This window comes from Blastococcus sp. SYSU DS0533 (assembly GCF_054050775.1).
In genome coordinates this window covers 496,879-523,474 of record NZ_JBJGZZ010000001.1, presented here as the reverse complement: position 1 = coordinate 523,474, position 26,596 = coordinate 496,879, and the positions used below count along the sequence as shown (strand labels likewise).

Here is a 26,596-nt window from a genome sequence, read left to right as displayed (position 1 = left end):
TGCGAGGCCTGAGGAGGACGGGGTCCTGCCCCTGTGGACGACGCCCGCCTCACGACGGGTAGAACGGCGCCGTCCCGGGCAGCGGTTCGGCGCCGCGGACGAGGGTCACCCACCGGCCGCCGGAGAGCTGCCAGATCGTGGCGCCGGCGCTCACCAGCGCCTGGCGCGACGGGGCGACCGCGAGCGCGGTCGGCTGGCTGGGCAGCCCGGAGGTCGACACCGGCGCCAGCCCCCAGCCGTCGACGCCCACCGTGTACGGCACGATGCGGTCCTCCCCCGCATCGCCCGCGAGCACCATGAGGCTGCCGCTGTCGCGCCACCCGACGTCGATGACGCCGGTCAGGGTGGGCGCCACGTCGCGCAGGTCGCGCAGCACCACCGCGCCGTCGTCCGCGGACCGGACCACGGTGCCGACGTGCACCCGTCGTCCCTGGGCGCCCTCGACCACGACGGCGGCGCGCACCCCGTCGGGCGAGAGCTGCAGCACGTCGGTGCGCCCGAGGCCCGGGAGGGTGGGGGCGGCGACCGGCTGCGGCGGGCCCCCGGCGGGCACCCGGACGAGCTCGGCGCCGTCCCGCACGACCCACGCCTCGGTGCGGGTGGCGGCCACGGTGGGCGCGCTGATCGAGGACCCGCTGAGCACGGGGGCCAGCTCGCCGCCGTAGGGACCGGCGAGCAGCGTCGCACCGGCCTCGTCGGTGCGGACGCCGGTGAGGAAGGACAGCTGGCCACCGGCCGCCGCGACGGCGGCGCTGTCCAGCCCGTAGCGCCCCTCCCCCGCCGGGCCGGGCACCGGGTCGCCCCGCGGGACCGTCTCCACGGCCCCGGCGTCGACGTAGTGGCCGACCCCGTCGACCGGCACCGCGTCCGGGTCGAACGAGGCCCAGTCCTCGATCGTCTGCTGCCGCGGCACCCCGTCGGGGGTGATCGGCTCCCCGTCCAGCAGGACGACGACGTTGACGATCCGCGGCCGGACCAGCTGCTGCAGGCTCCACACCAGCTGCGCGCAGACCTCGGCCAGCAGCGGGCCGGGCTCCGCCGGCAGGCCGCTGAGCTCCACGGTGGCGGTCTGCCCCTCCACGGTGACGGTGGAGGTCAGCTCCACGCCGCTCAGCGGGTTGAGCACGCCGGCGGCCAGCGCTGCCGAGGGACCGGTGATCAGCCGCTCCACCACCGCGGTGGGCTGGGACTCACCGCGGATGAGGTAGCGGGTATCGGGCACCACGCGCGACGCGGTCGGGTCGAGGAAGTAGGCGTCCACCGGGTCGTAGAGCCGCCGGAAGTCGGGTTCGAGCATGATCAGCCCGTCGGGCGGGTTGGTGATCCGCCACTCGCCGTCGACCTGCTCCAGGGTGAAGTCGCGGGTGAAGACGCCACGCTCGGCCACGGTGAACACCCCGCGGGGGTCGACGGTCCCGATCAGGTTGGCGGTCACGGTCACCGCGCCTTCGTCCGTCGTCACCACGGCGTAGTCGCTGCCGATGACGCTGATCCCGCTGTCGTCCGCCCACGTCTCGGCCGGGCCCGGCGCGAGGTACTGCCGGGCCACCGGGTGCCGCCGGACGGTGCTGGCCGCCGCGTCGACGAACTGGCGGACGATCTCCTCGGCGCTGGCGCCGGGCGCCGGGGCGACCGGTTCGATGCCGACGGCCTCGGGGACGCCGGCCGGCGCCTGGGTGATCAGCACCGTCGCGGAGTCGGTCGGCACGGTGGAGCACGAGACCAGCGTCAGCACGGCCGTGAGCAGCGCCAGGACGACCGGTGCGCGCCGGGTCACCGCAGCGCCTCCGGGCGGCGCAGCTTCACCGGTCGCAGGGGCAGCGGGGAGCTGGTCAGGTCGGTGCCGGCGACCAGCGGAAGGGTGAGCCGGAACTGGGCACCCGCGCCGGGCTGGCCCCACACCTGCAGCCAGCCACCGTGCAGGCGGGCATCCTCGAGGCTGATCGACAGACCGAGCCCGCTGCCGCCGACGGTGCGCACCCGCGAGGGGTCCGCCCGCCAGAACCGGTCGAACACGTGCTGGGCCTCACCGGCGCTCAGGCCCACGCCGTGGTCGCGGACGGTGACCGCCGCCGCCGAGCGGTTGGCGGCGAGCGTGATCTCGACCGGCCGCCCGGCCCCGTGCTCGATCGCGTTGCCGACCAGGTTGCGCAGGATCCGCTCGACCCGGCGGACGTCGACCTCGGCGAGGACGCCCTCGTCCGGCCGGGCGACCACCAGCTCGCAGGCGTGCCGCTCGGCGAGCGCGCTCATCCCGTCGACGACCCGGCCGACCAGCGCCCCCATCTCGGCCGGGGCCGAGTCGAGCACGGCGGCGCCGGCGTCGTACCGGCTGATCTCCAGCAGGTCGGTGAGCAGCGCCTCGAACCGGTCGAGCTCGGCGCGCAGCAGCTCGGCGGAGCGGGCCACGTGCGCCGGGAAGTCGCCCCGGGCCTCGTGCAGGACCTCGGCGGCCATCTGCACGGTGGTCAGCGGGGTGCGCAGCTCGTGGGACACGTCGGAGGTGAACCGCTGCTGGAGCTGGGAGAGGCCCTCGAGCTGGGTGATCTGCCGCTGGAGGCTGTCGGCCATCGCGTTGAAGCTGGTCGCCAGCCGCGCCAGGTCGTCCTCCCCGCGGACCGCCATGCGCTCCTCGAGCTGCCCCTCGGCGAGCCGCTGCGCGGTACCGGCCGCCTGCCGCACGGGGTCGACGACCAGCCGGGTGACCAGGACGCCGATGCCGACCACCAGCAGGGTGAGCGCGACACCGCTGATGAGCACGGTGGTGCGGATCAGGCCGAGGCTCTCCTGCTCCTGCTGGAGCGGGAAGACGTAGTAGAGCTCGATCCGGTCGGGCCCCTGCGCGTCCCCGGTCACCGGCGCGCCGACCACCAGGCTGGGCCGGGGGTCACCCGCGTCGCCGGGGACCATGTCGTACTTCGACGCCTGGTTTCCGGCATCCACGGCGGCCCGGAGCTCCTGGGGCAGCGCGGCGGTGAGCGGCCGCTGGTTGGTGGCGGGGATCTCGGTGCCGCCGGAGGGGCGGTAGACCATGACGACGTCGAAGTCGCCGGCCGCGCCGCCGCGGTCCAGCAGCTGGTTCACGGTGCGGGCGAGGGTGGCCCGGACGCTGGCGGCGTCACCGGTCGCGATGCCGGCGACCTCGCTCTGGGCGTAGACGACGCCGGCCTGCACCTGGTCGATCGCGGCCTGCCGCTTCACGTCGAGCAGCTGGTCCTTGATCTGGCTGAACAGCACGAGGCTCACGATCACGACCACGGTGCCGGCGAGCAGCATCGTGATGGCGCCGATCCGCACCTGCAGCGAGGAGCGCCAGGTCTGCGCAGCGCGGGCGCCGAGCTCGCCCAGGGTCCGTCTCGCGCGGCGGCGCGCCCGCCCGGCCCGGCGGCGCAGCCCGCGCCCCAGCCGGACCAGCTCCTCGCGGCTGCCCGGCCGGGTGCCCCCCCGCTGCGGGGGCCGGTCCGCACCCGTGCCCGACTCGGGGGTCCGGGTGGCGGTCACCGCTCCAGTGTCACCCGGCCGGCGCCGGCAGCGGGGAGCCCGCGCACGGGGACACCCGGGTCTCCCCCGGTCACGGCGGGCCGGCCTTGTAGCCCACGCCGCGCACGGTGAGCACCACCTCGGGCTTCTCGGGGTCCTTCTCGACCTTGGCCCGCAGCCGCTGCACGTGCACGTTGACCAGGCGGGTGTCGGCGGCGTGCCGGTAGCCCCACACCTGCTCCAGCAGCAGCTCCCGGGTGAACACCTGGCGGGGCTTGCGGGCGAGCGCCACCAGCAGGTCGAACTCCAGGGGCGTCAGCGCGATCGGGACCCCGTCCCGGCTGACCTGGTGCGCCGGGACGTCGATCTGCACGTCACCGATGCTGAGGTTCTCCGCCTGCCCGGTCTCCCCCCGCCGGAGCTGCGCCCGGACGCGGGCGACGAGCTCGACCGGCTTGAAGGGCTTGGTGACGTAGTCGTCGGCGCCGGCCTCGAGCCCCTGGACGACGTCGATCGTGTCGCCCTTCGCGGTGAGCATGACGATGGGCACCGTGGACTGGGTGCGGATGTCCTGGCAGATCTGCAGCCCGTTGCGCCCGGGCAGCATCAGGTCGAGCAGCACCAGGTCCGGCCGGGTCTGCTGGAAGACGCCGACCGCGCGGTTGCCGTCGGAGACGAAGGCGGGCTCGTACCCCTCCCGGCGCAGCACGATGCCGAGCATCTCGGCGAGGGCGGCGTCGTCGTCGACGACGAGGACACGGCCGCGGCTGGGCCCGTTCTGGGGAGCGGTGGGTGGCACGACGCCCATTCTGCGCTGTTCAGGGCGTCGAGGGGGTCGCACCCCACCCGCGCGGGTGGCTGCCGGGACGCCTGGGACGGCCCTGACGACCACGAGGCATAGGAAGCTCTACCTGCGCATCGGAGCCCCGAGACGCAGGGAGAGCCTCCTATGCCCCCTAGGTGACGGTCCTGGAACGGCCCGGCTGCAGGGACCCGCGGCGCGCGAAGCGGGTGGCGGGGAGCAGCCGGGTCCTTTCAGTAGCGGTAGTGGTCGCTCTTGTAAGGACCCTCGACCGGCACGCCGATGTAGTCGGCCTGCACCTTCGTCAGCTCGGTGAGCTTCACGCCGAGCGCGTCGAGGTGCAGCCGCGCCACGTGCTCGTCCAGCTTCTTCGGCAGCACGGTGACGCCGGGGGTCTGCCCCTCGTAGGCGGCGCGGTTGTTCCACAGCTCGATCTGGGCGAGCACCTGGTTGGAGAACGAGGCGCTCATGACGAAGCTGGGGTGCCCGGTGGCGTTGCCGAGGTTCAGCAGCCGCCCCTCCGACAGCAGGATGATCGTGTGGCCGTCGGCGAACCGCCACTCGTCGACCTGCGGCTTGATCGTCGTCCGCTCGACGCCGGGGGTGCGGGCCAGGCCGGCCACGTCGATCTCGTTGTCGAAGTGCCCGATGTTGCCGATGATCGCCTGGTGCTTGGTCCGGCCGAGCTGCTCGGCCGAGATGATGTCCTTGTTGCCGGTCGCGGTGATGATGATGTCGGCCTTGCCGATGACCTCGTCGAGCGTGGTCACCTCGTAGCCGTGCATCGCCGCCTGCAGGGCGTTGATCGGGTCGATCTCGGTGACGATGACCCGGGCGCCCTGGCCGCGCAGGGATTCCGCGCACCCCTTGCCGACGTCGCCGTAGCCGCAGACGACGGCGACCTTCCCACCGATCATCACGTCGGTGGCGCGGTTGATGCCGTCGATCAGCGAGTGCCGGCAGCCGTAGAGGTTGTCGAACTTGCTCTTGGTGACCGAGTCGTTGACGTTGATCGCCGGGAAGAGCAGCCGGCCGTCGCGGGCGAGCTCGTACAGGCGCATGACACCGGTGGTCGTCTCCTCGGTGACGCCCGTGATCCCCTGGCCGATGCGGGTCCAGTACCCGGCGTCGGAAGCGAGGCTGCCGCGGAGGACGTCGAGGATGACGCCGTACTCCTCGGAGTCGGCGTCGGTGGTGTCGGGGACGGCGCCGTCGGCCTCGAAGCGCGTGCCCAGGTGCACCAGCAGGGTGGCGTCACCGCCGTCGTCCAGGAGCATGTTCGGGCCGACGACCTCGCCGCTCTCGTCGCGGAACTCGAACAGGCGCTGGGTGCACCACCAGTACTCCTCGAGCGTCTCGCCCTTCCAGGCGAACACGGGGACGCCGGCCGGCTGCTCGGGGGTGCCGTCGCCGACGACGATCGCCGCGGCGGCGTGGTCCTGGGTGGAGAAGATGTTGCAGCTGACCCAGCGCACGTCGGCGCCGAGCGCCACCAGGGTCTCGATGAGGACGGCGGTCTGCACCGTCATGTGCAGGGAGCCGGCGATGCGGGCGCCGGCGAGGGGCTGCTGGTCGCCGTACTCGGCGCGCAGGGCCATGAGGCCGGGCATCTCGTGCTCGGCGAGCTGGATCTCCTTGCGGCCGAAGCCGTGCAGGGAGAGGTCGGCGACCTTGAAGTCGCCATCGGTCAGGGTGCGGGTGCCAGTGCTGGCGGTCATGTCGCTCCGGAATCCGCGCCCGCCGCGGTGGGGCGGGCGCTCGTGGTCTCAGGCTGAGCGAGCATGCCGAGGCTTCGGCGGGGCTCGTACCGCCGTCCAGGATAGGTGAAGGAACCCGTCCTCTCCGCCTCCGGACAGACCTGCCCCGGGCGGCCGGGCGCCGGGTCAGGACTCGCAGCCGACGCCGTCGCCGTCGCCGTCGAACCGCTCCGAGAAGCCCGGCTCTCCCCGGTGGATCGGTGCCGCCCCCGCCGCGCGGACCGCGGCGCAGTCCGTGTAGCCCGGCATCGGCGCGGCGGCCGCGTCCGGCGCGGGCCCGTCGGTGGCGGGCGGCGCGGCACCGGCCGGCAGCGGCTCCTCGGGGCACCGCGCGAGCACGCCGGCCATGGCGTCCCGCTCGGCCTGCGTGACCCAGAGCCCGTAGCCGGCCTTGACCGCGACCTGCCGCGCCACGTAGGCGCACCGGTAGCCGCTCGCCGGCGGCAGCCACGTGGCGGCATCGCCGTCGCCCTTCTGCATGTTGAGCGGCCCGTCGACGGCGAGCAGGTTGAGCGGGTCGTTGGCGAACCGGACCCGGCGCTCCTCGTCCCAGCCCTGCGCCCCCTTCTGCCAGGCGTCCGACAGCGCGACCACGTGGTCCACCTGCACGTCGTCGCTGGTGTCCTGGCCACGCCGGAAGGCGATCGTGCTCCCCGAGTAGGGGTCGGCCAGGGCGCCGGTGCGGACGACGCAGTCGCGCGTGCCCGGCTCGAACGCCACCCCGGTCAGGTCGCGGGCCAGGACGTCGTTGCGCGTGTCGCAGCCGTTGCGGTCGGTGTCGACCCAACCGTCGCCGAACCGGTCGCGGTCGTAGCCGGTCTTCGGCGCCCGGCCCTTCACCTCGAGCCCGTCGAGCGCCGCCAGGGCGGAGCCCGCGACCGGTGCGGGCGTCTCTGCTGCCGCTCCGGTGCCGGCGCCGCTCCCGGGCGCGTCGACCACCTCGCAGGCCGTCAGCGCCGCGAGCAGCCCCAGGCCCACGAGCGTGCCGGCGAGCCGGCGCGGCCGGGACCCGGGTCGGTCGTGCACGCAGCTCCCCACCGGCCGGACGTCGGACGGTCCGAGGCTAGGCCGGTCCGACGCGGGCCCGGCGGCGCAACGCCGAGGGGACCGGCGTCAAGGCGTGCCGGCGGAGGTCAGCGGTCGGTCCCCTGCTCGAACAGCCGGGCCCAGGTCTGCCGGTCGGAGAGCTCGGGCAGCGCGGCGCGCCAGCGGTCCCGGGCACCGCTGCCCTCCCGCACGAGACGCACCAGCACCGACGCGCCCTGCCGCGCCAACCGCAGCATCAGCTCGCGGTCGAACCGCCGCAGCCGCACCCCCTCCTGGGACGGGTCGGTCACCACCGCGGTGTCGAAGAGGGACACGTGCCACCAGTGGGCGTCGGCAGCGGTGATCGCCGCCGTGCCGTGGTTGCGCCCGCGCAGCTGCCAGAGGATCCGCTTCACCAGGACCAGGCCGAGCATCGACGGAGCACCGGCCGGCGCGGTGCGCCGCATGTCGACCGCGGCGACACCGGGCACCGACGAGACCGGGTGGTTCTTCGTCTCGGGGTGCTCCGCCCAGAGCTTGCGGATCTGCGCCGCCGTCTCCGCCCCGCCGTCGGCCAGCACCTCCGGCCCCCGGAGGAAGTCCTCCACCGCGCGGATCAGCAGCGCCGCCAGGCCGTACCGCATGGAGACCAGGGCGTCCACGAGCTGCTTGGCGAGGTGCTCGGCGATGCTGCGCCGGTCGAAGTCGCTGTGCAGGGCGCTGGTGACCAGGCTGTTGCGGTAGCTGAAGTAGCGCGACCAGTCGTCCCAGTTTTTCCAGGAGAAGTCGGCGTGCCAGACGCCGGCACCGGGCAGGGTGACCGTCGGGAAGCCGGCGGCCCGCGCCCGCAGCCCGAACTCGATGTCGTCCCACTGGAAGAAGACGGGCAGGGGGTAACCGACCGCCGACACGACCTCCGACGGGATCAGGCACGTCCACCAGGCGTTGTAGTCACCGTCGATCCGCAGGTCCTGCTGCCGCTCGGTGAGGTCGGCGTTGGTGAGCGCATCGGGTACCGGCTGGCCCGCCCGCAGGATGGACAGGTCCGCCGACTCGGCCCCCACGTGCAGCCGGTCGGGGTGCAGCAGGTTGAGCATCTGACCGCCCACGAGCACCGGCTCGTCCGCCCGGTCGGCCAGGGCCCGGAGCCGCACGACGGTGTCGGGCTCGAGCCGGATGTCGTCGTCCATCAGCAGCAGGTTGACCCGCTCGACGGTCTCGTTCCGCACCGCCTCGTAGATGCCGCGGGTGAACCCGCCGGCCCCGCCGAGGTTGGGCTGCCGCACGTAGCGCAGGGCCGGTCCGAGCGCCTCGCGGACGTCGGCGAACCCCGGGCGGCTCTCCACGGTGTCCGTGCCCTGGTCGACGACGTAGACCGCCGCGAGCTCGCCGGCGACGTCGCGGTCGGCCGCCAGGGTGCGGAGCGTGGCCAGGCAGTCGTCGGCCCGGTTGTACGTGCAGATGACCACCGCGGTCGCCCGCCGGGGCCGGATGGGGGCGACCGACCACTGCACGTCGTCGACGACGAGCCCGTCGGCGCCGGCCTCCAGCTCCAGCCAGAACGCGCCGCCGTCGACGAACCGGTCGAGGGCCAGCGTGAACGTCAGCGGTTGCTCGCGGGCGTCCCGGACCTGCTCGGTGGCCACCGTCCGGGGGTTGCCCTCGCTGTCGGACGCCATGACCCGGACGAGCCCGGCTCCGCTGGTGGTCGCGTGCAGGTCGACCGAGCGCGCGGACGTCCACCGCTGCCAGTACGACGCGGGGAACCTCCCGAAGTAGGCGTTCGTGGAGACCGCTGCGTGACCGCCGAGGGTGAGCCGTGTGCGGTCGCGCACCGCGACCCCGGTCACCGTCGTGCAGTACAGGTCGGCCGGGACGTCCGGGTTGGGCCCCGCGAACAGCGTGCGCTGCGCGAGCAGACGGCCGTGGCGAGGAGCCTGTTCCGCCGTGGCGGCCGGAGCCTGGGTCCGCTGGGGCTGGACAGCCATGACCAAGGTGTCTTCTCCGTTCGGACGCCGGCGCATGGAGTGGAACGTAACCGGCCTTCCTGGACGACAGCTCGCCGACGTACCCGTCCGTGCCACCACCCTGCTGCAGTCGCGACGCTGCGTGAACGGCCCGGTGCGCACTGCTCCGACGACCGGCTGCCCGTCAACGGCAGGGACGTCATCGCCGTAGACGTGCCGTGCTCACCCAGCCGGCCGCCCCGGCTCGGTGAGGCGCACGACCACCTGCTCGTCGTTGGACGTGTAGGCCATGTACTCGGCGCGCGCGCCGGTACGGGTCAGCCACTCCTGCCAGGCCCGGAACTCGTGCGCCTCCCAGCCCGGGAAGTTGAAGAACTCGTCGAACACCAGCACCGAGCCGGCAGCCAGCCGCGGGCCGACCAGCTCCAGGACGGTCACCGCCGAGGAGTACAGGTCGCCGTCGACGTGCACGAAGTCCACCGGCCCGGGGTGGGAGGCCAGGAATTGCGGCAGGGTCTCCTCGAACCAACCGACGACCAGTTCCGCGCCTTCCACGTCGGGCAGCGAGCCCACCGCGAAGGCACCCGCGCGGACGTGCGGCCGGTAGTCCTCCGGCAGCCCCTCGAACGAGTCGAAGCCGTACACCTCGCACCGGCCCCGCCGGGCCGCGACGATCTCCAGCGAACGACCCTCGAACACGCCGAACTCCAGGGCCATCCCGCCGCGCGGGGCGATCTCCAGCCCGTGCTCGAGTGTGCTCGTCCGGTCGTGGAAGGCGCGGGCCGTCGGCATCTCCCGCGCGGCGAAGCGCGCGGACCTGACCGCGGCGTCCCGCTCACCGGCGGCGAGCAGGTCCCGGCGCTGGCGGAACTCCACCTCGTGCACGGCGCGGATGACCCGGTCCGCCTCGGCGGCGACGGCGTCCCTGACCAGCGGCGCCAGCAGGCGCCGGAGCGGCCCGGCCAGCGCGCGCACCACCCGGTCCCGAGCCGCCCCGCCCCGCTCCTCCTGCGCCATGCGCCCACTCCCTCTCGCCGGCACCGAGGAGGATGCCGGGCAGGGGGCGACCGTAGCGGCTACCGGGCCCGCAGTCGCCCCCGAGCACGGCGCCGCTGCCACCACCACAGCCCGGCCTGCGCGAGCACCACCAGCGCCGCGCCGCCGGCGGCCAGCGCACCCGCCCGCAGACCGGGCGGGGCGTACTCGAGCACCAGGGTGTGCTCGCCCGCCGGGAGGCGCACCGCGAGCAGACCGGCCGGGCCGCCCATCACGGGCACCTCGTCGCCGTCGACGGTGGCGGAGTAACCGGGCCACGCCAGCCGGGCGAAGAGCACCCGGCCGGACTCGTCGGCGCGGTACCGGACGACCTCCCGCTCCTCCTCGGCGGAGCCGCCCACGACCTCGACGCCGGGCGAGGTCCAGGACACCCGGGACCCGTCTTCGTACGGCTGCTCGCGGACCCACACGGCCCGCACCGGGGTCCGCTCGGCCACCTGCCAGCCGGGCGGCGGTGCCTGGTCGTCGACCACGGCATCGCCGAGCAGGTCCCGCTGCAGGACCAGCGTCGACACGCGGAGGGCGTCGACGAGCGGCACCGGGTACCCCGGCCCGGCGGGCCGCCACAGCCGCTGGAACGCCTCCGGGCAGGTGGCCCCGCGGTAGTCGAGGCACAGCTCCTCGGCGAACTCCTGGAACCCGATCCCGCTGTAGCTGGCCACCGTCGAGGTGCCGGTCGGCCGCAGCAGGTTGCCGAAGGTGACCTCGCCGTCGCGCATCTGCTCCGTCGTGATCGTGTCGTGCCTGGCCAGCTGCAGGACGGTGCCCTTGTAGGGGGTGGTGCCCTCCGCCAGCGCGGCGAGGTCCGAGGCCGGCCGCAGGCCGAACCCGCCCGGCCGGAACGGCAGGACCGTGGCCTGGAAGGCCACGACGGCGACGGTGCCGGCGACGAGGACGGCGCCGAGGCCCCGCAACCCCCACCGTCGGTGCGCCAGCACGGCGAGCGCGGTGCCGGCGCCGACGAGCAGCAGCGCGACACCGTGCTCCTGGAGGAGACCTGACGGGCGGACCGCCCACGCCAGGTAGGTACCGCTGAGCACGATCGCACCGCTGACCAGGGCCCGCCGGCGGGGTGCGTCGGTCGCCAGCCCGGCGGAGAGGACGACGGCGAACAGGACGGCCACCGCCAGGTACAGGTACTCCACCAGCCGGACGGGCCACCGGAACAGCCACAGGTTCGAGGGCGCCAGCGTGGCGAGCAGGTAGAAGCCGGCGATGCCCAGGAGCCCGGCCAGCGACCGCGCCCGCCGCCGCAGCCTCGACCAGCGCAGCCAGGGCAGCAGCGGGAGCACGAACCAGGCGAGGTAGGTCGACGGCTGCGTCTCCAGCAGCGCGCCGCCCCAGTTGGTGATCGAGGGCAGGTAGGTCGGCGAGCTGGCCGCCGCGAGGTCGCCCAGGTCCGGCACCAGGAAGGTGTCGTTGGCCAGCACGGCGAGGTCCTGGCGCAGCGAGACGTCCCCGGCGCCGAGCAGCGGCAGGTAGACCGGCAGGGCCACCAGACCGGCGCTGGCTCCCATCACCACCAGGTGCAGCAGCCGGGTGAACCGGCGCCGCGCGAGCAGCTCGGCACCGAGAGCGACCAGGACGACGACCATGCCGAGCGCGCCGTAGGGGTTGCCGGTCGTCATGACCAAGGCGCCGGCGAGGAAGGGGACGACCGGGTTGAGGCGGCCACGGGCGTGCCGGCGGGCCGCCCACCAGAACCAGGTCACCCAGGTGAACGCCATCAGGCCGGCGGGCCAGCCCGCGGCCTCGTACCAGAGGGTGAAGCCGGAGAACGGGACGGCGAGGGCGACGACCGCGGCAGGCCAGCGGCGGGCGCCGTGCTCGCGGGCCAGCAGGAAGGTGCCCATCGCCAGCAGCCCCAGGAACTCCACCATGACGACGGCCGCGGCCAGCGCGAGGTCGTCGAAGTACGAGACCAGCACGAAGTTGGCCAGGCTCACCGGGTTCCAGATGCCGTTCAGGCCCTCGGCGGCGTAGTTCCCGCCCATCCAGCTCGCCGGGTCCATGGTGACCCAGTCGCCGGCCCGCAGGCGCTGGCCGAAGACGTGCCACAACGGGGCGAACTGCTCGTACTGGTCGCCGACGTAGTAGAACAACCGCTCCCGCCAGAAGGGGATGGCGCCGATCACCCAGGCGGCCACGCCGACGCCCAGGGTCACCACCCACTCGGGCAGCCGCCGTCCCGGCCGCGCCGCCGACGTCCCCTCCGCGACCGCCGCGGGGGCGACCGCGGGCCGGCCCGCCGGAGCCGTCGGCGGCGAGGTGGCGGTGCGGTGGACCGCGCCGGCGGGGACCGGCCGCCTCACCGCGGCGCACCCCGCCGGGCGGGCAGCTCCGCGCCCGGTCCGGCCGACGGGTCCGCGGGCGCGGCCGGGCGCCCGATGAGCAACCTGCGGGAGAGCAGGAAGGTCACCGGGATCGCCGCCACCGCGGCGACCAGGGGTGCCAGGCGCTCGTCCACGCCGAGCCACTCCACGAGGAGGACGACGCCGGCCGTGGTCATCACGTAGTTGGTCGCGTTCGTCAGCGGGAACAGCGCCAGCTTCCGCCAGGTCAGGCGGGTGCGGAACGTCCAGTAGCAGTTGAGCAGGAACGAGCCCAGCATCGCGACGAGGATCGCGCCGAGGTGCGCCACCAGGTAGTGCGCCACCAGGCCCAGCAGCAGGTACGTGCCGTAGTAGACCCCGGTGTTCACGACACCGACCACGAAGAAGCGCAGGGCGTGGCGCAGCGTCGTCCGGTCGACCCTCACCTGGAGGGCCGGCGGTCCGCGGCGTCCGCAGGGACCGGGGGTCGGACGTACCGCCGGTCCGCGTCGGCCGGGACGTCGGGCGCGACCCAGTTGCCGACCAGCACGGTGTTCCGCCGGGCCGGTTCCCGCCGCGCCGCCGGCAGCTCGTCGCTGGCCGCGGCCACCAGGAAGTGCGGCCGGTGCTTGGCCTCGTAGTAGATCCGGCCGACGTACTCGCCGATGACACCGAGGAACAGCAGCTGGAGGCCACCGAGGCCGATCACCGCCGCCACGAGGGTCACGTAGCCGGGCACCACGATGCCTCCCACGACCGCCGCGACCACCAGGTAGGCGGCATAGCCGAAGGCCAGCGTGGTGACCACCAGCCCCACGTAGATGGCCAGCCGGAGCGGTGCGTTGTTGAACGACATGACGCCGTCGATGCCGTAGTTGAGCAGCCGGCGCAGCGTCCAGCGGCTGGCGTCCCCGCCGAAGCGGGCCTCGTTGCGGTAGTCGATGGTGGCGGTGGGGAAACCGATCCAGGCGAACAGCCCCTTGGAGAAGCGGTTGTACTCCCCGAGCTGCAGCAGCGCGTCGACCGCACGCCGGCTCAGCAGGCGGAAGTCACCCACCCCGTCCTCGATGCGGACCTCGACGAGCGAGTTGACCAGCCGGTAGTACAGCCGGGCGAGCATGCTGCGGCCGAACGCGTCGCCGTCCCGGGTGCGCCGGGCGACCACCTGGTCGTTCCCCTGCTCGAGCAGCTCGAGCATCCGCCGGATCAGCCGTGGCGGGTGCTGGAGGTCGGCGTCCATGATCACGACGGCGTCCCCGCGCGCGTAGGCCAGGCCGGCCAGCATCGCTGACTCCTTGCCGAAGTTGCGGCTGAGCGAGACGTACCGGACGCGGGCATCGCGCGCGTGCAGTTCCTGCATCACCTCGGTCGTCCGATCGCGGCTGCCGTCGTCGACCAGGACGAACTCGAGATCGGCCGGGACGTCCTCCATCACGGCCGTGACCTGGGCGACGAGCTCGGGCAGGACCCGCTCCTCGTTGTGGCACGGGACCACCACGGACAACAGCATGCAGGCGCCTCCTCCGGGTCCGTCCGCCGCCCCGGGCGGTCCGACACGGGGTGGCACGTCGTCGTGCACGCCCCGCCATCCTGACGGACGACTCGCCTGGCCGCAGCATCCCCCGCTCCGGCCGGCGCCGGGAGGGCGCGGGCTTCAGACCAGGTTAGTCGTCGCCCGGTAGAGGACGGCGGGGCCGCGTGCGGTGACCGGCGCACCGGCCGGGAGGAACGCCGCACGCCCCTTCTCCAGCGTCAGCTCGCCGTCGACCGAGGCGAGCACGGCGGTGCCCTCCGTGCACAGCAGCAGCTGCGGTCCGCGGGTGGTGAGCGTGCCCGCCTGCTCGTCGAGGTGCACGCGGGTGAGGTCGAAGTCCTGCACCGGCACCGGGTAGCGCAGCCCGCCGGGCCCGAGCACCGGGTGGATCACCGGCACCCTGCCGTCGGTGAAGTCGAGGACCTCGATCAGCGCGGCCAGGTCGACGTGCTTGGCCGTCAGCCCGCCGCGGAGCACGTTGTCCGAGCTGGCCATCACCTCGACACCGGCGCCGGAGAGGTAGGCGTGCAGGTTGCCCGCGGGCAGGAAGACCGCCTCGCCCGGCGCGAGCTTGAGGTGGTTGCACATCAGCGAGATCACCACCCCCGGGTCGCCGGGGTAGGACTCGGCGAGGGTGGCCGCCCAGCGGTAGGTGTTGATGAACTCGGGGTCGTGCGCGGCGACGAAGGTGGCCGCCTTGACCGCGACCGCCTCGACCAGCTGCGTGCGCCGCCTGCCCGACAGCGCGAGGAGCTGCGGGATCGCCGCCCGCAGGCCGCCGCGCGCCAGGGCGGCGATGGTCGGCTTGAGCTCGGGCACCTGCAGCTTGGCCAGGCAGTGCAGCGACTCCTCCACCGGCCGGAAGCCGCACAGCGCCTCGAAGGTGGTGAGCGCCAGCAGCAGCTCGGGCTTGTGGAAGGGGTCCTTGAACGTCCGGGTCGGCTCGTCGCGTGGGATGCCGGCGGCCTCCTCGGCCGCGTAGCCGGCCTCCGCCTGCGCCGTCGTCGGGTGCGCCTGCAGCGACAGCGGCGTCTCGGCAGCCAGCACCTTCAGCAGGAACGGCAGTCGCGGCCCGAACCGCTCCACCACCGCAGGGCCGAGCAGGCGGTCGGGGTCCTCGGCGATCGCCTTGTCGAGCGGGCGCCCGTCGGAGAGGGTGCTCGGCTCGTCGGGGTGCGCTCCCACCCACAGCTCCGCGTGCGGGCGGTCCGCGGGCACGGGCTCACCCAGGAGCTCGGGGATCACGGTGCGGCTGCCCCAGGGGTAGTACCGGACACCGTTGCTCAGCTGCCACATCGCCTGCGAACGTTACGGCCCGCCCCCGCCTCGCGGAACAGGCCTCACCCCAAGGGGCCGCCCTCGGACGGCGCGCGCACATCGCGCGCCGGGCGGTCCCGACGGTGACCGCGTGCGCGTCCTGCCTCAGTGCGCGCCGGCACCGGCCTTGTCGCGGTGCACCGTCAGCTTCATCACCAGCACGACCAGCGCCCCGACGACCAGGCCGAGCAGCGCGCTGGCCAGCGTGTTGACCACCCAGCCCACGACCCCGCCGAGGGCGCCGGTCGCGTCGTGCGCGGCCTCCTCCAGGTGGTGCACCACGTCGTACAGACCGTGCCAGCCCAGCTCGTCGGTGCCCACCAGGATGATGTGACCGCCGACCCAGAGCATCGCGGCGGTGCCGACGACGGTGAGCGCGGACAGCAGCTTCGGCATGCCCTTCACCAGGCCGCGGCCCAAGGCCGCCACCCGCTTCCCGGTCCGCTGCGCGAGGTTGAGCCCGACGTCGTCCATCTTCACGATGACGCCGACGACGCCGTAGACGAGGACGGTGATGCCGACGGCGACGACGGCCAGGATCGCCGCCCGGGACAGGAAGCCCTCGCTGGCCACCTCGTTCAGGCTGATGACCATGATCTCGGCCGAGAGGATGAAGTCGGTGCGCACCGCGCCCGAGACGATGGTCTTCTCGTCGGGCAGCGCGTCCTCGACCGACGCGTGTGCCTCGGCGTGGCCGCTGACCCGGTGCCAGATCTTCTCCGCGCCCTCGTAGCAGAGGTAGGCGCCGCCGAGCATCAGGATCGGGGTGAGGAGGAAGGGCAGGAACTGGCTGAGCAGCAGGATCGCCGGGAGGATGATCAGCAACTTGTTGCGGAGCGAGCCCAGGGCGATCTTCCGGATGATCGGCAGCTCGCGGTCGGCGTTCAGCCCGTGCACGTACTGCGGGGTGACCGCCGTGTCGTCCACGACCACGCCGGCGGCCTTGATGCTCGCCCGTCCGGCTGCGGCTCCGATGTCGTCGATGGAGGCGGCGGCCGCGCGAGCCAGCACGGCCACGTCGTCGAGCAGGGCTACGAGTCCACCTGCCAAGGGAGTTCCTTCCGGTCGGTCAGCACCGGTGTGCTGTCGCAGATGATGGTGGACCGTCCGCGGTCCGCGCGCGCCCTCAGGGACGCGGGGCCCGCTCCAGGTCGAGCGCCAGCGCCAGGTAGACGGCGCTGAAGTCGGCGACCGCCAGCTGCCGGGCCACGCGGGGCAGCCGGCCGAACCGGTCGGGCTCCCCGTGCTCGGCCAGGCCGCTGACCGGCACGCTGTGCGCGGCGGCGGTGCCCAGCACCTGCTGCACGGCCTCCGCCGCCGACCGCGGTTCCCGCTCCCCCGCGCCGTCGTGCCCGCCGGCCTCGGGATCGCGGACGGTCAGCAGCCGCAGCCGCCGGCCGGTGTCGTCGGCGCGGTCCCGGAAGAAGTCGTCGGCGGCGTCCTGCGACGCCAGCGGGCCCCCGAGGACGGCGCAGGCGGCCACCCGCTGGTCGGGCAGCCGGAAATCAGTGGCGGGCAGCCCCGCGAGCGTGGCGAGCTGGTCGGCGAAGCGGGTCGCCGCGGCGCCCGCCAGCGGCCCCTCGGAGGCGATCACCGGGAGGGCGTCCAGGAGCTCCAGGGCCAGGCTCTTGGCCGGGTTGACGAACGTCTCCCGCGCCGGGCCGCACTCCGCCGCCACCTGGTCCAGCGCGGCCGCCACCGCCTCCGGGTCGGCCACCCCCTGCGCCAGCAGCCCGAGGTCGGTGGCCAGCTGCAGCATCGGGGTGAGCAGCGACCACAGGGTGGCGTGCCGGACCCGGGTGCGCGGCAGCGCCACGTAGGGCGCCCGCGCGGAGGCGCACACGCTGCGCAGCGGTGCGTCGTCGCCGCCGATGCCGACCAGGGAGACCCCGCGGCGGGCGGCCTCGTAGGCCGGCGCGACCGCGTAGGCGCCGGCCCCGGTGCGGGTCGCCACGACGGCGATGTCGCTCGGGCCGGTCCACACCGGCAGCGCGGGACCGGGGACCACGTCGACGGTGACCGGGCTGGTGGGCCCCAGCAGCGCCCGGAGGACCGAGGCGGCGACGGCCCCCTCCCGCCGGGCGACGACGACCAGCCCCCGGGGCCGGCCGCCGCCGGTGACCCGGTCGAGGCCGGCCTCCTCGGTCAGCCGGGTGGTCTCGCGCACCTGCGCCCCGGAGCCGGCGACGGCGGGCAGCAGGCCGCGCGGATCGCGGGCCCGCAGCAGCTCGAGGTCGTCGAGAACCTCCTCGGCCAGCTCCGGCGAGATCACGGCGCGCCCCTCACCCGCGCTGCCGCGCCTCGTCGAGCAGCAGGACCGGGATGCCGTCGCGGACGGGGAAGGCCCGGTCGCAGGTGCCGCAGACCAGCTCACCCGCCGCCTCGTCGACGGTCAGCGGCGTGTGGTGGGTGTCGGGGCAGGCGAGGATCGCCAGCAGCTCGGGGTCCAGGCCCAGCGGGCCGGCTGCGGGGCTGCTCTGGGTACCGGTCACTTCTGCTCCTCCTCCGCGCGCACGGTGGCGAGCACCCGGTCGCGCAGCTCGCTCATCCGCGCCTCGTCCGGCGCCTCGACGTTCAGCCGCAGCAGCGGCTCGGTGTTGCTGGCCCGCAGGTTGAACCACGCGCCGTCGGGGAGCTCGACGGTCAGGCCGTCGAGCTCGTCGACCGCCACGCCGTCCTCCCCCTCGTAGAGCGCGCGCACCGCGGCCATCCGCTCCCCCGCGTCGGCCACCGTCGAGTTGATCTCGCCGGAGGCCGCGTAGCGCGCGTAGGCGGCGGTCAGCCCGGACAGCGGCCGGCCCTGCTCGCCGAGCGCCGCCAGGACGTGCATGGCGGCCAGCATGCCCGTGTCGGCCCGCCAGAAATCGCGGAAGTAGTAGTGCGCGGAGTGCTCGCCGCCGAAGACGGCGTCGGTGCGGGCCATCTCGGCCTTGATGAACGAGTGCCCCACCCGGGTGCGCACCGGCTGCCCGCCGTGCTCGCGCACGATCTCGGGCACGGCCCGGGAGGTGATCAGGTTGTGGATGATGGTGGTCCCCCGGCCCTTGGCGAGCTCCCGCACCGCGACCAGGGCGGTGATCGCCGAGGGGCTCACCGGCTCGCCGCGCTCGTCCACGACGAACACCCGGTCGGCGTCGCCGTCGAAGGCCAGGCCGATGTCGGCGCCGTGCTCGACGACGGCGCGCTGCAGGTCGACCAGGTTCGCCGGGTCCAGCGGGTTGGCCTCGTGGTTGGGGAACGAGCCGTCCAGCTCGAAGTAGAGCGCGACGACCTCCAGCGGGAGGTCGGCGAGGACCACGGGGACGGTGTGCCCGCCCATGCCGTTGCCGGCATCGACCACGACCTTCAGCGGCCGGATGGCGGACAGGTCGACCAGCGAGCGCAGGTGGGCGGCGTACTCGGGCAGGACGTCCCGCGCCGAGACGCTGCCGACCCGCTCGGGGGTGCGCTCGTAGGTGTCCCGCTCGGCCCGCTCGCGGATGGCGCCCAGCCCGGAGTCCTGCCCGATCGGTGCCGCACCGGCGCGGCACAGCTTGATGCCGTTGTACTGCGCCGGGTTGTGGCTGGCGGTGAACATCGCCCCGGGCAGGCCGAGCGAGCCGGCGGCGAAGTACAGCAGGTCGGTGGAGCCGAGGCCCGCCTCGACGACGTCGACCCCGCGGGCGATGACGCCCTCGGCGAAGGCGCGGGACAGCGGGACCGAGGACTCGCGCATGTCGTGCGCGGTGACCACGGCCGTGGCCCCGCTCTCCGCGTGCACGAACTCGGCGAAGGCCGAGCCGATCGCGCGGGCGACGTCCTCGTCCCACTGGTCGGGGACGACCCCGCGGACGTCGTAGGCCTTGATCAGGGCCGAGAGATCACGCACCCCGCGACCCTATCGGCGGGCCTGGTGACGCGCTGGAACGGCCCCGCTGCAGGGACCCGCCGCGAGCCTGCGAGCGGTGGGGGGCAGCGGGGTCCTTTCAGGGGAGGTCGGGCAGGACCCGCAGGTGGCCGCGGCGGATGCCGCTGCCGTCGTCGGCGGGGTTGCGCGGGGGCTCGGGCCGGGCGGCCTCGCGGACGGCGTCGGCGAGGGCCAGCAGGTCGTCCCCGGTCGGCCCGACGTCGTCGACGTCGATCTCGTGCCGGACGACCTCCCAGCCGCGCGGGACGGTCAGCCGCTCGGCGTGGAACTCGCACAGGTCGTAGCTGTGCGGCTCGGAGTACGTCGCCAAGGGGCCCACGACAGCGGTCGACTCCGCGTAGACGTAGGTCAGGGTCGCCGCTGCCGGTTGCGCGCAGCCGCTGCGCGAGCAGCGCCGTGACTGCCTCACCACCGGTTCCTCACGCGAGGCACAGTAATCCCGCCCGGCGGTGCGCGACAGCAGGCGCACCGGGAAACCGGCTGCGGCGCACCATCCTGCACGATGACCCCGTGGGTATCTGCACCGGTCGGACGCGGGGTGCGGCCGCCCGGGGCCGGACGTGGGGGAACTCCCGGCGGACCGTGCCGGGCCACGGCGTGTCGCGCCCCGCCGTACCCTGCGTGCAGTCATGAGCCACCCCCCGCGCCGCCCTCACCGCTCCCGCCGCGACCGCCACGGTCGCGGCCTGCGGGGACGCCTCGTGCCCGCCCAGGTGCCGCTGTCGCGCAGCCGCGCCGAGCAGTTCGACGACCTGGTGCTGGACGCGGTCGAGGATCTCGAGCGCCGCTGGGAGCGCGAGTTGGCGGGCGTCGAGTTCGCCGTCGAGGACGTGCCCTGGGTGGAGCACACCGATCCCGACGAGGCACTGCTGGACTCCGACGTGCTCGACGACGCCGGGGTCCCCCTGGCCCGCCTGCTCCCGGCCCGCCGGGAGCAGGGCGAGGAGGTGCCGCCGCGGATCGTGGTCTACCGGCGCCCCCTCGAGCTGCGTGCGCACGACCGCGAGGACCTCGCCGACCTGGTGCGCGACGTCGTCGTCGACCAGGTCGCCACCCTGCTCGGCCGCGACCCCGAGGAGATCGACCCGACCTGAGCCGCCCCCGCGCGCGGGCGGCCGGCTGGGATGCTGGAGAGGATGGACGCCCCCGCCGCCACCGCCTGGCTCGTCGTGGGCGTCGTCCTGGGGTCGCTCGCGGTGGCGGCGCTGGCCTCGGCGCTCACCCTCTCCCGCCACCCCACCGGCCGGACCCGCGAGCGGTCAGCCGCCCCGGTCGACGACCTGGCCGAGTTCCTCGAGCACCCGCCCGGCACCCGGCCGCAGGGGCCGCGGGCCACCGGCTGGGCCGCGCTCGCCCCGCCGGAGCCCTCCGCGCCGGTCCGCGAGCGGGAACGGCCCGGCCCGCTGCTCGCCACGCTCTGCGTCGCAGCCCTGGCGCTCGTGGGCACCGCCGCCGCCGTCGCCGCCGCCACGGCCGACCCGGCGCCGTCCGCACCGTCCCCCGGGACGCCGTCGGCTCCGGCCACCGCGGCGGCCGCGTCCGGCGTCCCCGTGGCCGACCTCGTGGTGGGCGGGCTGGTGCTGGAACCGCGGGCGGTGGGCGTCACCGCGACCTACCCCGAGGTCCGGCTCACCACCGACGCCGGTGCGCCGCGGCTGGAGCTGCGGCTGCCCACCTACAACTGCCTGGCCGCGGAGGCCCCCGCCGACCCGGTCGCCGCCGGGTGCACCGCCACGCCGGTCGAGCACGCCGTCGTCGAGGCCGCCGACCTGCGCGTCACCCGCGACGGCGAGGGGTGGGTCGTGCGCGGGGAGGCCGCGACGGTCCTGCGCCCGGGCGGCTCCGCTCCCGAGGCGACCGGGCGGGTGTACCCGCTGGAGCTGACCGTGGCGCCCGAGGGGACGCCCGCCGCGGACGGGAGCTGGGCCGCCGGCGGCGAGCTGAGGCTCGGCTCGGGGAGCGCCCCGGTGCTGGCCGGGCGCAGCCGGGTCCGCCCCGCGGGCTGACGCTCAGCGCGGCCAGCGACGCAGCGGCACGGAGAAGGTGCTCACCGGTGCACCCATCTCGGTGCCCAGACCGCCGTTCCCGGCGACGCCCCACCACGGCCAGCGGTCCCCGCCGTCCAGGAGCGTGAGCAGCCCGGCCCGCAGCCGGTCCCCGTCGGCGACCACGGCGACCTCCAGGTGGCCGGTGGCCGCGTGCAGCCGCGCCGCGGTGCGCAGCAGACCCCGCGCCCGGCGGTCGGGCGCGGCGGCGAGGAGCGCGGGGAGCCAGCGCTCGAGGAGCTGCCCCTCCCGGCCCCGCTCGACGGACCCGACCTGCTCGAGCGCGTCGACCAGGCGCGTGCTGCGCTCGTTGGCCAGGACGGCGGTGGGCAGGCGGGCCGCCAGCGCCCGGGCGGTGGGATCGCCCAGCGGGAGCCCGCTGAACCGCAGCGACCACGGGCCGTGCAGGGAGCCGAGCAGGGAGAGCACCCCGTCGGCGAGCAGGCCCGCGGCCTCGGCGTCCCGTGCCAGCAGCCGGGCGGTGGGGCGGCCACCGGGCAGGGGCGACCGCTCCTGCCCGAGCAGGGTGACCGCGGTGACGGGGCCCCGCCGCCGCAGGTGGAGGAACGCCGCGGCCCGCGGCGGGCCGCCGGCAGGCCCGTCGACGACGACGGCGGCCGGGCGGCCGGCGAACCGGCGGGTGGCGCCGTCGTCGAGCACGGCGGTCAGCCACGGCGCGCGGGCCGTCAGCGGCGCCGCCAGCGCCGCGGCGAGCGGTTCGGCGGCCCGGACCTCGCGCACCGCCCGGGCCCGACCGACGGCGACCCGGGCGACCATGCCCCGAACAGAACCACAGCCGCCGGCGAGGGGCGCCGGCGGCTGGGTGAGGTGCTGGAACGGCTCCCCTGCAGGGGCCCGCTGCGAGCCTGCGAGCAGTGGGGGGCAGGGGGGGTCCTTCGAGGGGTCCTTCTGCTTATACGGCGCGGCGGCGCAGCCGGCGCCGCTCGCGCTCGGAGAGACCACCCCAGATGCCGAACCGCTCGTCGTTGGCGAGGGCGTACTCCAAACACTCGGCCTTGACCTCGCAGCCGGTGCAGATCTTCTTCGCCTCGCGGGTGGAGCCGCCCTTCTCCGGGAAGAACGCCTCCGGGTCGGTCTCGGCGCACAGCGCGCGCTCCTGCCACGACTGGGTGTCGGGCTCCAGGCCGAACCCGAGGAAGCCGACGAACGGCTGCCCCGTCCCCTGACCCAGGAGCTGGCCCGTGCCGTGCGCGGTCCCCGCCAGCCGGTCGGCAGGCCGCTCCGCGCCGTTCACGTAGTCGCTCAACCACGACACCTCTGCCATGACGGTGCGTCCCCTCTCGCTCTCGTCACGGTGCGCGGCCGGCAGGCGGTTCCCGGGCCGTTCAGCACTCGTCGACACCGCCGGAATTACACGCGTGTCGTTGCCCGGCCGTCAACTTCGCCCGGTGTAAGCGACACGCCACACCAGCCCCACGCGCACCAGGGTGTTCGTCACATCTCGTGGCACCCGCCGACACGCCCGGCGAACAGTCGACAACTGCTCATCGGGCACGATGTTTTCGTGCAGATCGTCGTGCTGGCCGGTGGTACCGGAGGGGCTCGTTTCCTACGAGGGGTCCGCGCGGCGGCGCCCGGGGCGGAGATCACGGCCGTGGTCAACACCGGGGACGACGTGACGCTGCACGGCCTGCGGATCTGCCCGGACCTGGACACCGTCGTCTACACCCTCGGCGGCGGCATCGACGAGGAGCGCGGCTGGGGGCGGGCCGGCGAGTCGTGGACGGTCAAGGAGGAGCTGGCCGCCTACGGCGCCGACCCCGACTGGTTCGGCCTCGGCGACCGCGACCTGGCCACGCACCTGATCCGCACCCGGATGCTCGACGCCGGCTACCCGCTCTCGGCGGTGACCGCGGCGCTGGCCGACCGCTGGCAACCCGGCGTCACGGTGCTGCCCATGAGCGACCAGCGGGTCGAGACCCACGTGGTCGTGACCGATCCCGAGGACGGACGGCAGCGGGCGATCCACTTCCAGGAGTGGTGGGTGCGCCACCGTGCGGCGCTGGACCCCGCCGCGTTCGTGCAGATCGGGGTGGAGGCGGCGCGGCCCGCCCCGGGGGTCGCCGAGGCGCTGGCCGCCGCCGACGCCGTCCTGCTCGCGCCGTCGAACCCGGTCGTGTCGATCGGCACCGTCCTGGGCGTCCCAGGGGTGCGCGACGCCCTGATGGCCTCGCCGGCGCGCATCGCGGGCGTCTCCCCGATCGTCGGCGGCGCCGTCGTCCGCGGCATGGCCGACCGCTGCCTGCCGGCCCTGGGCATCGAGGTGAGCGCCGAGGGCGTCGGCCGGCACTACGGGGCCCGCGCGGACGGCGGCCTGCTCGACACCTGGCTGGTCGCCGAGGACGATCCCGCGGACGTCCCGGGCGTCGATGTGCGGCGGGTGCCGCTGCTCATGTCCTCCCCCGAGGCGACGACGGCGCTGGCCCGGGCCGCGCTCGACGCCGCCCGTGGCTGACGAAGGACCCCGTCCTCCTCACGGCTCGCACGCTCGCCGCGAGCCTCTGGACGGGGCCGAACCGGCCGGCGTCAGGGTCTTGCCCGTCGCCGGGCTGCCCGAGTTCGGCCCGGGGGACGACCTGGCCGCGGCGGTGGCCGCCGTCGCCCCCTGGCTGGCCGACGGCGACGTCGTCGTCGTCACCTCGAAGGTGGTCTCCAAGGTCGAGGGGCGGCTGGTCCGGGTCGAGCCCGGGGCCGACCGGGAGGCCGCCCGGCAGCGGGCGATCGACGCCGAGACGGTGCGGGTGCTCGCCCGCCGCGGACCGCTCAAGATCGTCCAGACGCGCCAGGGGTGGGTCGTCGCCGCGGCCGGCATCGACGCGTCCAACGTCGCCTCGGACACCCTCGTCCTGCTGCCGGAGGACGCCGACGCCTCCGCCCGCCGGCTGCGGGCCCGGTTCCGCGAGCTCGCCGGGGTCGACGTCGCCGTCGTCGTGAGCGACACCTTCGGCCGCACCTGGCGCGAGGGGCTGACCGACGTCGCGGTCGGCTCGGCGGGGATCACCGCCCTGGAGGACCACCGCGGCGCCGTCGACGCCCACGGCAACCGGCTGGAGACCACCCGGGTGGCGCTGGTGGACGAGCTCGCCTCGGCCGCGGACCTGGTGAAGGGCAAGCTGGCCGGGGTCCCGGTGGCGGTGGTGCGCGGGCTCCCCCTGGACTCCCCCGCCGAGGACGCCGACGAGGGCACGCGGCCGCTCGTGCGCCTGCCGGCCGACGACCTGTTCCCCTACGGCACGCGGGACCTGGTGGGCTCCCGGGCGCCCGTGACCGGGCTCGTGCCCCGCCCCGGTGACCGGGAGGCGGTCGCGGCGGCCTTCCGGGTGGCCAGCGCCGCGCTGCCGGAGTTCCCGGTGGTGCTCCGGCACGGGGGCGAGGGCGACGGCGCCGTCGACGTCCACCTGCCCGACACCGTGACGACGACGAGCGCCCTCAACGCCGGGGCGGTCGTCGGCGCCGCCATCGTGCAGTTGCACGCCGAGGGCTGGGCGACCCGCTGGGAACCCGCGCCCGGCGCCGGGGGCACCTCGCTCGTCGGGAGGCTGTGGCTGGGCGGCCCGCCGCTCTGAACCGCGCCGGCTGGGTACGGTTCCTCCCCATGCGCGGGATCATCCTGGCCGGTGGCACGGGGAGCCGTCTGTTCCCCATCACGCAGGCCGTGAGCAAGCAGCTCATGCCGGTCTACGACAAGCCGATGATCTACTACCCGCTCTCCACGCTGATGATGGCCGGCATCCGCGAGGTGCTGGTCATCACCACCCCCGAGGACCAGGCCGCCTTCCGCGCTCTGCTGGGCGACGGCACCCGGCTGGGCATGCGCATCGAGTACGCCGCCCAGCCCCGGCCGGAGGGGCTGGCCCAGGCGTTCCTGATCGGCGCCGGCTTCCTCGACGGGGACTCCGTGGCCCTGGTGCTCGGGGACAACATCTTCTACGGCGCGGGACTGGGCACGGCGCTCTCCCGCCTCCCCGAGCCGGCCGGCGGGCACATCTTCGCCTACCACGTGGCCAACCCGCGGGACTACGGCGTCGTCGAGTTCGACGACGACGGACGGGTGCTGTCGATCGAGGAGAAGCCGGTCCGGCCCAAGAGCTCCTACGCCGTCCCGGGGCTGTACTTCTACGCCGGCGACGTCGTCGACGTCGCGCGCGGGATCACGCCGAGCGCCCGCGGCGAGCTCGAGATCACCGCCGTCAACGAGCACTACCTGTGCGAGGGCCGGCTGACCGTGACCGCGCTCGACCGCGGTACCGCCTGGCTGGACACGGGCACGTTCGCCTCCCTGCGGCAGGCCACCGAGTTCGTCTCCGTGGTCGAGGAGCGCCAGGGCCTGAAGATCGGCTGCATCGAGGAGGTCGCCTGGCGCAACGGCTGGCTGGACGACGACGGCCTGCGCGCGATCGCCGAGCCGCTCGGCAGGAGCGGTTACGGCGCCTACCTGCTCGGCCTGCTCGACGAAGCGGGACCTCAGCGCCGGCGGTAGTCCGTGGGCGCGAACCGGGGGCCGCGGCGCGGGCGCCGGGGACCGCCGGCGAGCAGCAGCCGCACCACCCGCTGCCGGTGCCCCCGCCACGGCTCCAGGAGTGCCAGCATGCCCTCGTCATCGGTGGTGCGGCGCCCGGTCAGCGCGTACCCCACCTGGTTCTTCAGGTGGTAGTCGCCGGTGCTGACGGTGTCCGGGCAGCCGAGCGCGCGCTGCACCACCTCGGCCGCCGTCCAGACGCCGATGCCGGGCACCGTCCGCAGCCGGCGCTGCAGCTCGGCGGAGTCGCAGCCGGTCTCCGGTTCCATCCGGTGCGCGACCCCGGCGACGGCCCGGAGGGCGCGGCGGCGGGCACCGTCCAGGCCGCAGTGGTGCCACTCCCAGTCGGTCACCTCCAGCAGCCGTCGGGCCGACGGGACGACCCGCATGCCCTCGGGCGCGGGTCCGGGCGCGGCCTCACCGGCCAGCCGGCAGAGCTCGCGGAAGACGCGGTAGGCCTCCGCCGTGGTGACCTTCTGCTCGAGGACGGCGGGCAGCAGCGCGTCCCACGTCCGTCCGGTGCGCCCCAGCCGCAGGTGCGGGTGCGTGCGGTGCAACTCGGTCACGAGCGGGTGGGCGTCGCCCGGGCGGAACTCCTCGGGCCGGTCGTCGGCCCCCAGCCACCCGGGCACCGCCGCGCCGGCCCGCCGGGCGCCCGGCCCCCAGGCCTCGATCCGCACCTCCGCGGTCACGCGGGAGATGCGCACCGTCGCCGGTCCCTCGGGGGTGCTGGTCGTCCGCCAGAGGGCTCCCCCGGCGACCTGCATCGTCGGGTCGGCCGCGCCGCGCCGGTGCGGGGACAGCGTCCGGAGGACGTCCAGCGGCCAGTCGGGCACCCAGGCCGCGGAGTAGT

General features: G+C 75.0%; 24 protein-coding genes. 5 read left to right on the top strand and 19 right to left on the bottom strand.

The window, feature by feature from the left end:
• Positions 1–49: 49 nt before the first annotated feature.
• The 16 genes from ACI79W_RS02620 to ACI79W_RS02545 all read right to left on the bottom strand — a co-directional run bounded on the left by ACI79W_RS02620 (position 50) and on the right by ACI79W_RS02545 (position 19,567).
• Positions 50–1,777, bottom strand: a complete 1,728-nt coding sequence (locus ACI79W_RS02620) for an LpqB family beta-propeller domain-containing protein (RefSeq protein WP_456560515.1) — start codon at positions 1,775–1,777, stop codon at positions 50–52.
• Positions 1,774–3,501 carry an MtrAB system histidine kinase MtrB gene (mtrB, locus tag ACI79W_RS02615; protein WP_456560514.1) on the bottom strand — a complete coding sequence of 576 codons (1,728 nt, stop codon included), beginning with the start codon at positions 3,499–3,501 and terminating at the stop codon, positions 1,774–1,776. Before mtrB ends, ACI79W_RS02620 begins: the two co-directional genes overlap by 4 nt.
• Before the next feature lie 70 nt (positions 3,502–3,571).
• Positions 3,572–4,288 carry an MtrAB system response regulator MtrA gene (gene mtrA / locus ACI79W_RS02610; RefSeq protein WP_456560513.1) on the bottom strand — a complete coding sequence of 239 codons (717 nt, stop codon included), beginning with the start codon at positions 4,286–4,288 and terminating at the stop codon, positions 3,572–3,574.
• A 227-nt stretch (positions 4,289–4,515) separates the two neighbouring features.
• Positions 4,516–6,000: an adenosylhomocysteinase gene (gene ahcY / locus ACI79W_RS02605; RefSeq protein WP_456560512.1), complete on the bottom strand. Its 1,485-nt coding sequence runs from the start codon at positions 5,998–6,000 to the stop codon at positions 4,516–4,518.
• A 165-nt stretch (positions 6,001–6,165) separates the two neighbouring features.
• Positions 6,166–7,065 carry a GmrSD restriction endonuclease domain-containing protein gene (locus ACI79W_RS02600; protein WP_456560511.1) on the bottom strand — a complete coding sequence of 300 codons (900 nt, stop codon included), beginning with the start codon at positions 7,063–7,065 and terminating at the stop codon, positions 6,166–6,168.
• Positions 7,066–7,172: 107 nt separating this feature from the next.
• Positions 7,173–9,053 (bottom strand): glycosyltransferase, encoded by a 1,881-nt coding sequence (locus tag ACI79W_RS02595; protein ID WP_456560510.1) that lies wholly within the window; start codon positions 9,051–9,053, stop codon positions 7,173–7,175.
• A 201-nt stretch (positions 9,054–9,254) separates the two neighbouring features.
• Entirely contained in the window at positions 9,255–10,049 is a 795-nt protein-coding gene (locus ACI79W_RS02590) for a class I SAM-dependent methyltransferase (protein WP_456560509.1), read from the bottom strand.
• A 59-nt stretch (positions 10,050–10,108) separates the two neighbouring features.
• Positions 10,109–12,400: a hypothetical protein gene (locus tag ACI79W_RS02585; RefSeq protein ID WP_456560508.1), complete on the bottom strand. Its 2,292-nt coding sequence runs from the start codon at positions 12,398–12,400 to the stop codon at positions 10,109–10,111.
• Positions 12,397–12,846, bottom strand: coding sequence for a GtrA family protein (locus tag ACI79W_RS02580; protein ID WP_456560507.1), 450 nt, complete (start codon positions 12,844–12,846; stop codon positions 12,397–12,399). Before ACI79W_RS02580 ends, ACI79W_RS02585 begins: the two co-directional genes overlap by 4 nt.
• Positions 12,843–13,910, bottom strand: coding sequence for a glycosyltransferase family 2 protein (locus tag ACI79W_RS02575; RefSeq protein WP_456560506.1), 1,068 nt, complete (start codon positions 13,908–13,910; stop codon positions 12,843–12,845). The genes ACI79W_RS02580 and ACI79W_RS02575 overlap by 4 nt, the downstream gene beginning before the upstream one ends.
• A 144-nt stretch (positions 13,911–14,054) precedes the next feature.
• Positions 14,055–15,230, bottom strand: coding sequence for a mannose-6-phosphate isomerase, class I (manA, locus tag ACI79W_RS02570; RefSeq protein WP_456560505.1), 1,176 nt, complete (start codon positions 15,228–15,230; stop codon positions 14,055–14,057).
• A gap of 126 nt (positions 15,231–15,356) precedes the next feature.
• The gene (locus ACI79W_RS02565) at positions 15,357–16,301 is read right to left on the bottom strand and encodes a DUF808 domain-containing protein (RefSeq protein ID WP_456560504.1); all 945 of its coding nucleotides are present in this window, start codon (positions 16,299–16,301) and stop codon (positions 15,357–15,359) included.
• 76 nt (positions 16,302–16,377) lie between these two features.
• Positions 16,378–17,523 carry an SIS domain-containing protein gene (locus ACI79W_RS02560; protein ID WP_456560503.1) on the bottom strand — a complete coding sequence of 382 codons (1,146 nt, stop codon included), beginning with the start codon at positions 17,521–17,523 and terminating at the stop codon, positions 16,378–16,380.
• Between the two features lie 10 nt (positions 17,524–17,533).
• Positions 17,534–17,743 (bottom strand): Trm112 family protein, encoded by a 210-nt coding sequence (locus tag ACI79W_RS02555; RefSeq protein ID WP_456560502.1) that lies wholly within the window; start codon positions 17,741–17,743, stop codon positions 17,534–17,536.
• Positions 17,740–19,119 carry a phosphomannomutase/phosphoglucomutase gene (locus ACI79W_RS02550; RefSeq protein ID WP_456560501.1) on the bottom strand — a complete coding sequence of 460 codons (1,380 nt, stop codon included), beginning with the start codon at positions 19,117–19,119 and terminating at the stop codon, positions 17,740–17,742. The genes ACI79W_RS02555 and ACI79W_RS02550 overlap by 4 nt, the downstream gene beginning before the upstream one ends.
• A 97-nt stretch (positions 19,120–19,216) precedes the next feature.
• A complete protein-coding gene (locus tag ACI79W_RS02545) occupies positions 19,217–19,567 on the bottom strand; it encodes a DUF3499 domain-containing protein (RefSeq protein WP_456560500.1) in 351 nt (116 codons plus the stop codon).
• Positions 19,568–19,859: 292 nt separating this feature from the next.
• On the opposite strand from ACI79W_RS02545, the gene ACI79W_RS02540 reads away from it, so the two are divergent.
• On the top strand, positions 19,860–20,252 hold the full coding sequence (locus tag ACI79W_RS02540) for a metallopeptidase family protein (protein ID WP_456560499.1): 393 nt from the start codon (positions 19,860–19,862) through the stop codon (positions 20,250–20,252).
• A gap of 42 nt (positions 20,253–20,294) precedes the next feature.
• Positions 20,295–21,164: a hypothetical protein gene (locus ACI79W_RS02535; protein WP_456560498.1), complete on the top strand. Its 870-nt coding sequence runs from the start codon at positions 20,295–20,297 to the stop codon at positions 21,162–21,164.
• 3 nt (positions 21,165–21,167) lie between these two features.
• On the opposite strand, the gene ACI79W_RS02530 is transcribed toward ACI79W_RS02535, so the two are convergent.
• Together ACI79W_RS02530 and ACI79W_RS02525 are read right to left on the bottom strand one after the other, a co-directional pair.
• On the bottom strand, positions 21,168–21,980 hold the full coding sequence (locus ACI79W_RS02530; RefSeq protein ID WP_456560497.1) for a hypothetical protein: 813 nt from the start codon (positions 21,978–21,980) through the stop codon (positions 21,168–21,170).
• A 136-nt stretch (positions 21,981–22,116) separates the two neighbouring features.
• Positions 22,117–22,347: a WhiB family transcriptional regulator gene (locus tag ACI79W_RS02525; protein ID WP_170852167.1), complete on the bottom strand. Its 231-nt coding sequence runs from the start codon at positions 22,345–22,347 to the stop codon at positions 22,117–22,119.
• A gap of 381 nt (positions 22,348–22,728) precedes the next feature.
• Here ACI79W_RS02525 and cofD point away from each other — a divergent pair, with 381 nt between their 5' ends.
• The 3 genes from cofD to rfbA are packed head-to-tail and all read left to right on the top strand — an operon-like array spanning position 22,729 to position 25,704.
• Entirely contained in the window at positions 22,729–23,679 is a 951-nt protein-coding gene (gene cofD / locus ACI79W_RS02520) for a 2-phospho-L-lactate transferase (protein WP_456560496.1), read from the top strand.
• Between the two features lie 46 nt (positions 23,680–23,725).
• A complete protein-coding gene (locus ACI79W_RS02515; protein ID WP_456560606.1) occupies positions 23,726–24,790 on the top strand; it encodes a coenzyme F420-0:L-glutamate ligase in 1,065 nt (354 codons plus the stop codon).
• Between the two features lie 29 nt (positions 24,791–24,819).
• Positions 24,820–25,704 (top strand): glucose-1-phosphate thymidylyltransferase RfbA, encoded by an 885-nt coding sequence (gene rfbA, locus ACI79W_RS02510; protein WP_456560495.1) that lies wholly within the window; start codon positions 24,820–24,822, stop codon positions 25,702–25,704.
• On the opposite strand, the gene ACI79W_RS02505 is transcribed toward rfbA, so the two are convergent.
• Complete coding sequence (locus tag ACI79W_RS02505) at positions 25,689–26,579, bottom strand: DNA-3-methyladenine glycosylase family protein (protein WP_456560494.1); 891 nt, start codon at positions 26,577–26,579, stop codon at positions 25,689–25,691. The two genes, rfbA and ACI79W_RS02505, sit on opposite strands and share 16 nt — an antisense overlap.
• Between the last annotated feature and the right edge of the window lie 17 nt (positions 26,580–26,596).

Excerpts from the sequence above, each read along its gene's own strand:
- mtrA (WP_456560513.1), bottom strand. The coding sequence starts at position 4,288 with ATGGGCGTCGTGCCACCCACCGCTCCCCAGAACGGGCCCAGCCGCGGC.
- ahcY (WP_456560512.1), bottom strand. The coding sequence starts at position 6,000 with ATGACCGCCAGCACTGGCACCCGCACCCTGACCGATGGCGACTTCAAG.
- ACI79W_RS02595 (WP_456560510.1), bottom strand. The coding sequence starts at position 9,053 with ATGGCTGTCCAGCCCCAGCGGACCCAGGCTCCGGCCGCCACGGCGGAA.
- ACI79W_RS02590 (WP_456560509.1), bottom strand. The coding sequence starts at position 10,049 with ATGGCGCAGGAGGAGCGGGGCGGGGCGGCTCGGGACCGGGTGGTGCGC.
- ACI79W_RS02575 (WP_456560506.1), bottom strand. The coding sequence starts at position 13,910 with ATGCTGTTGTCCGTGGTGGTCCCGTGCCACAACGAGGAGCGGGTCCTG.
- manA (WP_456560505.1), bottom strand. The coding sequence starts at position 15,230 with ATGTGGCAGCTGAGCAACGGTGTCCGGTACTACCCCTGGGGCAGCCGC.
- ACI79W_RS02535 (WP_456560498.1), top strand. The coding sequence starts at position 20,295 with ATGGACGCCCCCGCCGCCACCGCCTGGCTCGTCGTGGGCGTCGTCCTG.
- ACI79W_RS02530 (WP_456560497.1), bottom strand. The coding sequence starts at position 21,980 with ATGGTCGCCCGGGTCGCCGTCGGTCGGGCCCGGGCGGTGCGCGAGGTC.
- rfbA (WP_456560495.1), top strand. The coding sequence starts at position 24,820 with ATGCGCGGGATCATCCTGGCCGGTGGCACGGGGAGCCGTCTGTTCCCC.